The 10,493-nt window shown below is 38.2% G+C and carries 13 protein-coding genes; 8 read left to right on the top strand and 5 right to left on the bottom strand.

All coding sequences use genetic code 11. The features are described 5' to 3' along the window. Nucleotides 1–42: 42 nt before the first annotated feature. Complete coding sequence (locus tag B3C94_RS19135; RefSeq protein ID WP_293906674.1) at nt 43–666, bottom strand: 7-carboxy-7-deazaguanine synthase QueE; 624 nt, start codon at nt 664–666, stop codon at nt 43–45. A 567-nt stretch (nt 667–1,233) separates the two neighbouring features. Between B3C94_RS19135 and thrS the strand changes: the two genes are divergently transcribed. The 5 genes from thrS (at nt 1,234) to B3C94_RS19110 (ending at nt 5,120) form a co-directional block, all read left to right on the top strand. Then, nucleotides 1,234–3,159: a threonine--tRNA ligase gene (gene thrS, locus B3C94_RS19130; protein ID WP_293906672.1), complete on the top strand. Its 1,926-nt coding sequence runs from the start codon at nt 1,234–1,236 to the stop codon at nt 3,157–3,159. A gap of 11 nt (nt 3,160–3,170) precedes the next feature. Continuing rightward, on the top strand, nt 3,171–3,731 hold the full coding sequence (gene infC / locus B3C94_RS19125; RefSeq protein ID WP_075993338.1) for a translation initiation factor IF-3: 561 nt from the start codon (nt 3,171–3,173) through the stop codon (nt 3,729–3,731). A 39-nt stretch (nt 3,732–3,770) separates the two neighbouring features. Further along, nucleotides 3,771–3,971: a 50S ribosomal protein L35 gene (rpmI, locus tag B3C94_RS19120; RefSeq protein ID WP_002993964.1), complete on the top strand. Its 201-nt coding sequence runs from the start codon at nt 3,771–3,773 to the stop codon at nt 3,969–3,971. Nucleotides 3,972–4,069: 98 nt separating this feature from the next. Then, the gene (rplT, locus tag B3C94_RS19115) at nt 4,070–4,414 is read left to right on the top strand and encodes a 50S ribosomal protein L20 (RefSeq protein WP_046674462.1); all 345 of its coding nucleotides are present in this window, start codon (nt 4,070–4,072) and stop codon (nt 4,412–4,414) included. Between the two features lie 259 nt (nt 4,415–4,673). Continuing rightward, nucleotides 4,674–5,120, top strand: coding sequence for a DUF3060 domain-containing protein (locus tag B3C94_RS19110; RefSeq protein ID WP_293906670.1), 447 nt, complete (start codon nt 4,674–4,676; stop codon nt 5,118–5,120). Between the two features lie 50 nt (nt 5,121–5,170). Here the strand turns inward: B3C94_RS19110 and rimK are convergent, their stop codons facing one another. The 4 genes from rimK to B3C94_RS19090 all read right to left on the bottom strand — a co-directional run bounded on the left by rimK (nt 5,171) and on the right by B3C94_RS19090 (nt 8,380). Then, entirely contained in the window at nt 5,171–6,106 is a 936-nt protein-coding gene (gene rimK / locus B3C94_RS19105) for a 30S ribosomal protein S6--L-glutamate ligase (protein WP_293906668.1), read from the bottom strand. 57 nt (nt 6,107–6,163) lie between these two features. Then, nucleotides 6,164–6,601 (bottom strand): ATP-dependent zinc protease, encoded by a 438-nt coding sequence (locus tag B3C94_RS19100; protein ID WP_293906666.1) that lies wholly within the window; start codon nt 6,599–6,601, stop codon nt 6,164–6,166. 64 nt (nt 6,602–6,665) lie between these two features. Continuing rightward, nucleotides 6,666–7,844, bottom strand: coding sequence for an AIR synthase related protein (locus tag B3C94_RS19095; RefSeq protein WP_293906664.1), 1,179 nt, complete (start codon nt 7,842–7,844; stop codon nt 6,666–6,668). Nucleotides 7,845–7,897: 53 nt separating this feature from the next. Then, nucleotides 7,898–8,380 carry a DNA-deoxyinosine glycosylase gene (locus B3C94_RS19090; RefSeq protein ID WP_293906662.1) on the bottom strand — a complete coding sequence of 161 codons (483 nt, stop codon included), beginning with the start codon at nt 8,378–8,380 and terminating at the stop codon, nt 7,898–7,900. A gap of 97 nt (nt 8,381–8,477) precedes the next feature. Here B3C94_RS19090 and B3C94_RS19085 point away from each other — a divergent pair, with 97 nt between their 5' ends. From B3C94_RS19085 to pepE, 3 genes are all read left to right on the top strand, one after another. Further along, nucleotides 8,478–9,341 carry an SPFH domain-containing protein gene (locus tag B3C94_RS19085; protein WP_286801254.1) on the top strand — a complete coding sequence of 288 codons (864 nt, stop codon included), beginning with the start codon at nt 8,478–8,480 and terminating at the stop codon, nt 9,339–9,341. 10 nt (nt 9,342–9,351) lie between these two features. Then, complete coding sequence (locus B3C94_RS19080; protein WP_293906659.1) at nt 9,352–9,528, top strand: TA system antitoxin ParD family protein; 177 nt, start codon at nt 9,352–9,354, stop codon at nt 9,526–9,528. A gap of 89 nt (nt 9,529–9,617) precedes the next feature. After that, on the top strand, nt 9,618–10,328 hold the full coding sequence (pepE, locus tag B3C94_RS19075; protein WP_293906657.1) for a dipeptidase PepE: 711 nt from the start codon (nt 9,618–9,620) through the stop codon (nt 10,326–10,328). The last annotated feature ends 165 nt before the right edge of the window (nt 10,329–10,493 follow it).

The following is a 10,493-nucleotide window of genomic DNA, read 5'->3' as shown; positions in this document are numbered from 1 at the left end:
ATCGAAGGCATTTTTTTGATACTTGCCTTTCCATTTGCAATATCAAGGAATGTTCAAGAACTTATGTGTTTGTAGAGAAATATCCCACTTAGGGTTTTCTTTTACATAATCGATAATAGAAGGAGTCATTTCTTTAGATTTTGACCATTCAGGTTGAAGGTATAATCTGCAGTTTGATCCAACGAGTCGTGCGTATTCTTCTCCCCAAGCGAAATCACTTTTATTGAAGACGATAACTTTGAGTTCACCAGCAGCAGCTAATACATCTTTGCGTGGTGCTTTGAATTTTTTGGGAGATAAGCATATCCAATCCCATTCACCACTTAAAGGATAGGCACCAGATGTTTCTATAAATGTTTTAATGCCAGCTTGATGCAGGCCCTTCGTGAGGTAATCTAAATTATAAATAAGAGGTTCTCCCCCTGTAATGACAACTGTTTTTGCCGGATATTTCTTTGCATTTTCAATAATAGAATCTGCTGTGGTAAGGGGATGGATAGATGCATCCCAGCTTTCTTTTACATCGCACCAGTGGCAGCCCACATCGCAACCACCCAATCGTATGAAATAAGCAGCAGTCCCGGTGTGGTAGCCCTCTCCCTGAATAGTGTAAAATTCTTCCATTAAGGGTAATAGTGTTCCGTCTTCTGGTACTTGATTTGACATAGTTAAAATTTCAGTCTGCAAAGGTAGCAAATATTAATGAGAAGCTCAATTTGTATCCAGGCTTTTAAGTAGTAGTCATGTCATTATTTATTATAATGGCTCATATAACCTGTTTGAGTGCTTTGTTATAGCTTATTCTTGCTAAAAAGCGTAGGTTTATTCCCTTTATATGACCAGGGCTATACTATTCTCTATATTAACAACGAGGTAACATCTTTTATATCCCTGTAAATACCTTGTTAATTTAAAATTCAATAATAATCAATTGTTAATATGGTCATTAGGGTAGAGAATATTTTTTGAACGGTAAGGTCCAATTTTTGCTCGTTTTTTAAATGGTAATGAACATGTAAAGTGCGGTATAGTTTATGAAATCTGGGATCTGTTATGTGGACAGTGGGGAAATTGGTTAGTAATGCCATTAATAACCCACAACCTATGATTTTATTAGAATTTTTACTAAATTTGTGTCACAATTTTTTTATTGAAAGCATGAGTGTGATAACATAATTGTACATGTTGTTTTATGTTTTCTATTTTTTAACAATTTAATGATCATAGTTGTAAATGATTAAAATTACACTACCGGATGGTTCCGTAAGAGATTATCAAAAAGGAATCACTGCTGCCGAGATTGCGTTGTCGATCTCAGAGGGACTTGCAAGAAATGTGCTTGCTGCAGAAGTAAATGGTGAAGTATGGGACTCTGCCCGTGCTATTGAAAACGACGCTACTGTAAAGCTACTCACATGGAATGATACAAAAGGTAAGTCTACTTTTTGGCATTCTTCGGCACACTTGTTGGCCGAAGCGTTAGAAACATTGTACCCTGGAATTAAGTTTGGTATAGGTCCTGCGATTGAAACCGGATTTTATTACGATGTGGATTTTGGTGATCGTGAATTTTCTTCCGACGATTTTAAAGCGATCGAAGATAAGATGCTGGAGCTAGCTAAACGGAAGGAAACATTTGAGCGTAAAGCTGTTTCGAAGTCCGATGCTTTAGCTTATTTCACAGAGAAAGGCGATGAGTATAAACTTGATTTGATTAAGGATCTGGAAGATGGAAAGATCACTTTCTATACACAGGGAGATTTTACAGATTTATGCCGTGGTCCCCATATTCCAAATACTGGGTTTATCAAAGCTATCAAATTGACTAATGTTGCAGGAGCGTATTGGAGAGGTGATGAGTCCCGTAAACAATTGACACGTATTTATGGGGTTACTTTCCCAAAAGCTTCGGAGCTTACAGAATATTTGAAATTTATAGAAGAGGCTAAAAAACGTGATCACCGTAAACTTGGTAAAGAACTTGAGCTTTTTGCTTTTTCAGAGAAAGTTGGAGCCGGTCTGCCTCTTTGGTTGCCGAAAGGCGCTGCATTGCGTCAGAAGCTAATAGACTTTTTGCAAAAAGCACAATTAAATTCTGGTTATGAACCGGTGGTTACTCCACATATTGGACATAAGCAATTGTATGTAACTTCGGGACACTATGAAAAATATGGCGCAGATTCATTTCAGCCAATAAAAACTCCTATTGAAGGCGAAGAGTTTTTGTTGAAACCAATGAATTGTCCACATCATTGCGAAATTTATAAAGTAAAACCACGTTCGTATAAGGATTTGCCTGTTCGGTTTGCTGAGTTCGGTACTGTATATCGTTATGAACAATCTGGAGAGCTTCACGGCTTGACTAGGGTGCGTGGATTTACACAGGATGATGCGCATTTATTTTGCCGTCCTGATCAGGTCAAAGATGAATTCAAAAAGGTAATTGACTTAGTCCTTTATGTTTTTGGGGCTTTGGGCTTTAATGATTATACAGCACAAGTATCGTTGCGTGATCCTGAGAACCGTACGAAGTATATCGGTACTGACGAAAACTGGGCTTTAGCTGAATCGGCAATTATTGAAGCCGCGGAAGAAAAAGGTCTGCCAACGGTAGTGGAGTATGGTGAAGCAGCTTTCTATGGTCCGAAACTGGATTTTATGGTAAAAGACGCTTTGGGTCGTAAATGGCAGCTGGGGACTATACAGGTTGACTACAATTTGCCAGAGCGCTTTGAGTTGGAATATACAGGAAGTGATAATATGAAACATCGCCCTGTGATGATTCATCGTGCACCTTTCGGATCTTTGGAACGTTTTGTAGCTGTATTGATCGAACATTGTGCCGGACAATTTCCATTATGGCTTGCTCCTGAGCAATTTATCGTCTTGCCAGTGTCAGAAAAATATGAAGAATATGCTCAAAATGTTTTGAATTCGCTAAATAATTCCGATATTCGCGGACTGATAGACTTACGTGACGAGAAAGTGGGCAGAAAAATCAGAGACGCCGAAGTGAAAAAGCTTCCTTATATGTTGATTGTAGGGGAAAAAGAGGTGGAAAATGGCACAGTTTCTGTACGTAAACATGGCTCAGTGGAATTAGGAACTATGACTGCTGATGCATTTAGAGATATATTAATTAAGGAAATAACCGTTTAATTTTTAAACATTTGGCATTAAAAAGACCCGGTGGTCCAAGACCACCAATGAGAAAGAAAGAACCAGATCACCGCATTAATGAATTAATCAAGGTACCTGAGGTACGCTTGGTAGGCGATAATGTGGAACAAGGAGTTTTCCCTACACGCAAAGCGTTAGAGTTGGCTGATGAGTTGGAACTTGATTTAGTGGAGATTTCGCCAAATGCTGTACCGCCGGTTTGTAAGATTATCGACTACAGTAAGTTTGTTTACGAACAGAAGAAGAAACAAAAGGAAATCAAAGCTAATGCAAAACAGACTGTTATAAAAGAAATCCGTTTCGGACCTAACTCTGGTGAGCATGATTTTGAGTTCAAATTGAAACATGCAATTAAATTTCTTGAAAGCGGAGAGAAAGTTCGTGCTTACGTACACTTTAAAGGTCGCGCTATTGTACACAAGGATCAAGGTGAAATCTTGTTGTTACGCTTCGCTCAGGCCTTAGAAGATTATGGAAAAGTCGAGCTTTTACCAAAATTGGAAGGTAAACGCATGTTTTTGACAGTAGCTCCAAAGGCTCCTAAAAAATAATAAGAATTCTAACAGATTGATATAAAATTTATAAGTATTATGCCAAAAGTTAAAACCAATTCCAGCGCAAAGAAACGTTTCAAATTGACTGGAACAGGTAAAATTGCAAGAAAAAACGCTTTCAAAAGCCACATCTTGACAAAAAAGAGCACAAAACGTAAACGTAACTTAACACAAACAAGTTATGTATCTGATGGCGATATGGGCAACGTAAAACGTATGCTTGCTATCGGTAAATAAGTTTTATTCGATTTATTTAATAATAATTTTTTAACCGGGTATAGGGTTGTAAGTTCATTGAAATACATGGCACCTTCTACCAAACTAATTTTAAAAATATGCCACGTTCGGTTAACGCAGTAGCTTCTAGAAGAAGACGCAAAAAAATCCTAGGCCTTGCAAAAGGTTACTTTGGATCACGTAGCAAAGTTTATACTATTGCTAAAAATACAGTAGAAAAAGGTTTACAATACGCTTACCGCGATCGTAAAACCAAAAAACGCGAGTTTAGAGCTTTATGGATTCAACGTATCAACGCTGGAGCTCGTCAACACGGAATTTCTTATTCCCAATTGATCGGTAAATTAAATGCTAAAAACATTGGTTTGAACCGTAAGGTTTTAGCTGACTTAGCTTTAAATAACCCAGAAGCTTTCAAAGCAGTTGTAGACGCAGTAAAATAGAGTTTTTAATCCGTTATCAATTTGTTAGAGATATTAAAGGAGCCTTTTAGGCTCCTTTTTTTGTTATAGCAAATACCGGATGCTGTATCTTTTTTTGGACGTTACGAGACGAGTAAACTCAATACAAGGATATATCTCATTTTATCGCTTATCCCACTGATCACACTTCAAAGCAATTGATTTATTAAATTATAGCTAACAATCTTTTTGACTTGAAATTAGGTTTGATTTTTGTATCGTTCTTAGAAAACAAGCAATTATGAAAACAAGAACGATCGCATTTGGATTTTCACTTCTTTTGATAGGAGGTATGGTTATGGCAAAGGGAACTGATTTAGCGCCAAAAATAGCTAAGATAGCTAATCAACAGGGAAAAGTGATTTCGATTGAAGGGGTAGGAAATACGCGTACTATAGAAGCCAAAGGTGGTGAAACCGTACAAATAGAAGGGGCAGATAATAAGATTGTGATACGGGGCAATGTGAGCAAATTGATTATTGAAGGCAAGGGGAATACGGTGACGGGCAATGATATCACAACGGTAACCATTGAAGGGGCTGGAAATATGGTGAATATTGGTTCGCTAGAGACTGTTCAAATTGAGGGTGTCAAAAATCATGTTCATTATAAGTCTACAAAAAACAAATCCGGTCAGGCAAAAGTGTCTACAGAAGGTGCCGATAATATGGTGATGAAAATGAAATAATAATAAAGGGGGTATTGCCAACACCCCCTTTATTATTGATTGGAGAATGTTTACAATTTACTTTCTCTTTTTTTCTTTTTCTTAACTACTTTAGGCATCTGAGCCTGCTTTGACTCATATTGCCTTTCAATATACTGTATAATTTCGGAGGCAATATCCTTTTTTGTCGCTTTTTCGATGCCCTCCAATCCCGGAGAAGAGTTTACTTCCAGTACCAAAGGACCGCGGTCAGAAGGGATCATGTCTACACCACAAACCGTAAGCCCTAATTGTGCAGCCGCCGCGATAGCCGTTTCCCTTTCGGCTTTACTTAAGCGAATAACCTGAGCGGTACCACCGCGATGTATATTTGACCTAAACTCACCTTCCTTTGCTGTTCGTTTCATGGCGCCGACAACTTTGCCATCAACCACAAAAGCACGAATATCAGAGCCTTTTGATTCCTTGATGAACTCTTGGATCAGAATATTATTACCTAGGCCATAGAACGCCTCAATAACGGACGAAGCAGCTTTCTTTGTTTCTGCGAGCACAACGCCAATACCTTGAGTTCCCTCAAGTAGTTTAATGACTAAAGGAGCTCCACCTACCATACTAATGAGATCGTCCACATCAGAGGCCGTGCGTGCAAATCCTGTAATCGGGAGTCCGATACCTGCGCCGGATAATATTTGTAGACACCTCAATTTGTCCCGAGATCGCGTAATGGCTTGACTGGGATTAGCGGAAATAACATCCATGACCTCGAATTGTCTAACGATCGCTGATCCATAAAATGTTACAGATGCTCCTATCCGCGGAATAATAGCATCAATGTCACTAAGATCCTGTCCTTTGTAATGGATACTGGGTTTACCTTGTTGAATACCTACATAACATTTACTGTGGTCGATGACAACGCATTCGTGTCCTCTTTGTTGTGCGGCTTCTACGAGACGACGAGTTGAGTATAAACTCTTTACTGTCGATAATACGGCAATTTTCACGGTTTGTATATTGAATATATTTTGTGCTAAGATAACAAAATTGCTTGGCTATTTGTTTTATTTTACTGAGGTCTTCATCGAGAGATTTTCTTTGGAAACATCAACCAAAAATCTTTTATACAAGAAATTTTTACCCAAAAGCATTGGGTAAGTCATTTGAGAACGGTTTCTGAAGGATATCTTAATGCCAAACACTTGGTCATATAATATTGCTGTGGTGCGGATATAGAATCGCTTTTCTTCTTGACCAAAAGAACTTTTAACCAGTTTTGTTTTGTAGAGTTTTAACTTTAGTGTTTTTGTCTCTTCAGTTTCAAAATTTACGATAAGTTCACAGATAATCCAGTCCTGACCATCTTCGTTAACAATCTTGTACGAGTTGCAGTGTAAAACCGAAGAAGCAGCCCCGGTATCAACTTTTGCTTCTATACCAAATATTCCCAATTCAGGTAAATCTAGGGTTTCTTTCCAACCCACAAGAAGTTTTTCTTTCATTTATACCAAATCGAAAAAATACCCCTCATCCCATATGGTAGAAAGAGATGTGGGGCATAATACTTTATTCGTAGACAAATTCACCAAAAGGAGAGGTTATCGTTACCTTCTTAGAAGGAGCTTCCTCGACACGGCCTATGATTTGTGCTGGAATTCCAAATGATTCTGAAATAGCTATGATATCTGAAGCGATAGATTCCGGAACGTACAATTCCATGCGATGGCCCATATTGAATACCTTGTACATTTCCTTCCAATCCGTATTGGATTCTTTTTGTATCAACTCAAAAAGGGGAGGAATTGGGAAAAGATTATCTTTGATGACGTGTACATTGTCGACGAAGTGTAGAACTTTGGTTTGAGCACCACCAGAACAATGTACCATCCCATCAATTTGTGCACGATACTTGTCTAGTATTTGCTTAATTACAGGGGCATACGTACGAGTGGGCGAAAGTACTAATTTACCAGCAGTTACTTGTTCTCCTGTTTCAACTTCGATCTCATTAGTGAGATCTTGGCTTCCTGCAAAAACTAAATTGTATGGAACAGCTGGATCGTAAGCTTCCGGATACTTTTCCGCTACTTTTTTGTTAAACACATCGTGACGAGCGGAAGTCAATCCATTAGATCCCATTCCTCCATTGTACGCGTGTTCATAATTTGCTTTTCCATTTGATGCTAATCCAACAATTACATTACCACCTTTGATGCGATGATTTGAAATAACATCTTCACGTCTCATGCGACAGGTTACCGTACTATCGACAATTATTGTGCGGACAAGATCGCCAACATCCGCAGTCTCGCCCCCGGTGGAGTAGATGCCAATACCCAATTCACGAAGTTCCGACAGAATCTCCTCCGTTCCATTGATGATCTCAGCAATGACTTCTCCGGGAATAAGGTTTTTATTTCTGCCAATCGTAGACGATAGAAGAATATTATCGATAGCCCCGACACAGAGCAGATCATCAATGTTCATGATGATTGCGTCTTGCGCAATACCTTTCCAAACTGAAATATCACCAGTTTCCTTCCAGTAAATATACGCCAATGAAGATTTGGTGCCAGCACCATCAGCATGCATAATATTACACCAGTCCTGGTCTCCACCCAAAATATCTGGTATTATTTTGCAAAATGCTTTTGGAAACAGACCCTTATCGATATTTTTTATCGCATTGTGCACATCCTCTTTCCCTGCGGATACGCCTCGTTGATTGTATTTTAAATCTGACATCTTAGGGCAAAAATAAGCAATAGGACTGAATTAACGAATCTAATTCGTTTAATTTAATCACTTATTACAATACGCCAATGTTCAATTAGACTTTCAAGATTACTTTTTGCATTCGCTGGACTTGTGCTAGGTAAGCATCTGTAAATAATACCCGATCTTTTGTCAAAATGCTTCAGGTACAAATTGTGTGCCTTTTGCCCATTAAAAACAATTTTCGTAATTGATGGATAATTTTTAAGTAGTTCAATGATTTGATTTGGGCGTTCGTGCTGTATTGCGAGATCCATGCTGCCGGGACGTGAGGCCTCTGCGCAGACATCCCAAAGACCAATGTTATTTTTAAGAAGGAGGTTTATCTTTTCCGCATAATTTGTTGTATCCCTGATAAGTAATAGGGAATTAAATATTTTCCAAAAGCGATTTTGCGGATGTGCATAATATTCATTTTTCTCTAATGATTTGTCTCCTGGTAGAGATCCAAGGATAAGTACTTTCGTTTGGGAATTCACGAGGGGCGGGAAGGATTTTTTTAACATAATCAAAAATAGTGATTTTATAATTTTCTTTGAAATATCAAAAATATTGTGGTATATTTATGATATTAAAATGATATCAAATATATATTAATAAATTATGGAAAAACTAATCAAACCAATGTCAGGCTATTTAGCTTTATTGATCGCTGTTGTCTCATTTGTCGCGGCTATATTTTCATTTGCGAGTGTCGAGGAAAGTTCGCTTTATGTTGTTTTAGGTGTGGTGTTAATGATTGCTACATTTTTTATTTTGAAAGGATTGATGATTATCAATCCAAATCATTCACGTGTATTGAATTTCTTTGGAAAATATGTCGGTACGGTGAAAGAAAACGGTCTGTTTTTTGTCAATCCGTTGTATTCAACAATTAAAATAAGCCTTCGTTCAGATAATCTGCAAGGACAGACGTTGAAAGTAAATGATAAGATGGGGAATCCAATTGAAATTGGCGCTGTTATCGTATGGCAAGTTGGCGATACTTATAAGGCTGCTTATGATGTAAGCAATTATACCTCTTATGTGCGCACACAAAGCGAAGCTGCGGTAAGACACCTGGCTGGAAGCTTTCCTTATGATAATTTGGAAGATGAAGGGGCAGAGATCACTTTGCGTGAAGGCGGCGATACCGTAAATCATATTCTTGAACAGGAATTATCTGATCGTTTGGCTCCAGCTGGAGTAATTATCAAAGAAGCGAGGATCAGTCATTTAGCGTATGCTTCCGAAATAGCAGGTGCTATGCTTCAAAGGCAACAAGCTGCGGCGATTGTTGCTGCACGTTCAAAGATTGTGGATGGTGCCGTAGGCATGGTTGAAATGGCGTTAAAAAAACTGTCTGAAAAAGATATCGTAGAATTGGACAATGAAAAAAAAGCAGCGATGGTCAGCAATTTGATGGTGGTACTGTGTGGAGAGAAAGCTGCCACACCAATTGTAAATACCGGTACGTTGTACCAATAAACGAAATGAAATGGCAGATAAGAAAAACTTTATGCTACGCTTAGATGACCAGATGCACAAAGCATTGGAAAAATGGGCTGCGGATGAGTTTAGAAGTGTTAATGGGCAGATAGAATATCTTTTACATAAGGCGCTACAAGAAAACAAAAGATTGGGTACGGAGAAAAAGACTGCTGACAAGAAATAAGTAATAGTAAGCAACGAAAAATGTACCTTTGGCTTCGTTATTGACGAAGTTAAAGGTATTTTTTTATTTTAATGTTTTAAAGACAAAAGATGAATATTAACCCAGCATACAAACTTTTGGTCGTAAGTACAAGTACGGTCTTTGGTAGTGAATTTTTAGCTTATATTAAGCAAGATTTTGTAGAATTTATTCAGTCAGACGAATTACTATTTGTCCCTTTCGCGCAACCTTCGGGAATTTCGTTTGATGACTATACGGCTAAGGTGCATAACGCGCTGAAAGATAGGGGTATAACGGTTAGGGGGCTACATGAGTTTCATAACATGAAGAAGGCTATTCAGGATGCTAAAGCTATTTTTATCGGTGGTGGGAATACATTTCTACTCTTAAAAACGCTATATGATCTGGATTTGGTACAGCAATTGCGCGTACAAGTAGCAAAGGGGATTCCATATGTCGGTACATCTGCGGGGTCCAATTTGACTGGACTAACAATAGGAACTACAAATGATATGCCTATTGTTTATCCGCCTAGTTTTGACGCACTGGGTTTTTTACCTTTTAATATCAATCCACATTATTTGGATCCAGATCCAAATTCTACACATAAAGGAGAGACGAGAGAAACGCGAATTCAGGAGTTTCATCAGTTTAATGCCCAGCCAGTCATAGGTTTGCGTGAAGGTAGCTGGTTGCACGTAAATGACGGGAACATTGTACTGCAAGGTGATTTAACAGCACGGTTGTTTAAAGCGGGGCTTGAACCTGTAGAGCTAGCACCTGGATTAATTAATTTTTAAGATATTGTAAAGTCAATGGACTTAGGAAGTCAAATGCACCGTTCAGCGTAGTGGTAGGCGATTTTATGAAAAGCTGGCCGTAATTCCCATGAGAAAAAATAGTTTTTCAGATTATTGAAAATCATACAAAATAAGCTACTTTTGCGCTAAATCCATTAAAATTTT

Source organism: Sphingobacterium sp. UBA5670 (assembly GCF_002420705.1).
Classification (GTDB): domain Bacteria; phylum Bacteroidota; class Bacteroidia; order Sphingobacteriales; family Sphingobacteriaceae; genus Sphingobacterium.
This window is presented reverse-complemented; position numbering and strand designations above follow the sequence as displayed.

What these genes read in the sequence shown, in the direction of transcription:
- rpmI (WP_002993964.1), top strand. Translation starts at nt 3,771, where the DNA reads ATGCCAAAAGTTAAAACCAATTCCAGCGCAAAGAAACGTTTCAAATTG.
- thrS (WP_293906672.1), top strand. Translation starts at nt 1,234, where the DNA reads ATGATTAAAATTACACTACCGGATGGTTCCGTAAGAGATTATCAAAAA.
- B3C94_RS19090 (WP_293906662.1), bottom strand. Translation starts at nt 8,380, where the DNA reads ATGTTAAAAAAATCCTTCCCGCCCCTCGTGAATTCCCAAACGAAAGTA.
- B3C94_RS19095 (WP_293906664.1), bottom strand. Translation starts at nt 7,844, where the DNA reads ATGTCAGATTTAAAATACAATCAACGAGGCGTATCCGCAGGGAAAGAG.
- B3C94_RS19135 (WP_293906674.1), bottom strand. Translation starts at nt 666, where the DNA reads ATGTCAAATCAAGTACCAGAAGACGGAACACTATTACCCTTAATGGAA.
- B3C94_RS19085 (WP_286801254.1), top strand. Translation starts at nt 8,478, where the DNA reads ATGGAAAAACTAATCAAACCAATGTCAGGCTATTTAGCTTTATTGATC.
- B3C94_RS19100 (WP_293906666.1), bottom strand. Translation starts at nt 6,601, where the DNA reads ATGAAAGAAAAACTTCTTGTGGGTTGGAAAGAAACCCTAGATTTACCT.
- pepE (WP_293906657.1), top strand. Translation starts at nt 9,618, where the DNA reads ATGAATATTAACCCAGCATACAAACTTTTGGTCGTAAGTACAAGTACG.
- rplT (WP_046674462.1), top strand. Translation starts at nt 4,070, where the DNA reads ATGCCACGTTCGGTTAACGCAGTAGCTTCTAGAAGAAGACGCAAAAAA.
- B3C94_RS19080 (WP_293906659.1), top strand. Translation starts at nt 9,352, where the DNA reads ATGGCAGATAAGAAAAACTTTATGCTACGCTTAGATGACCAGATGCAC.
- B3C94_RS19110 (WP_293906670.1), top strand. Translation starts at nt 4,674, where the DNA reads ATGAAAACAAGAACGATCGCATTTGGATTTTCACTTCTTTTGATAGGA.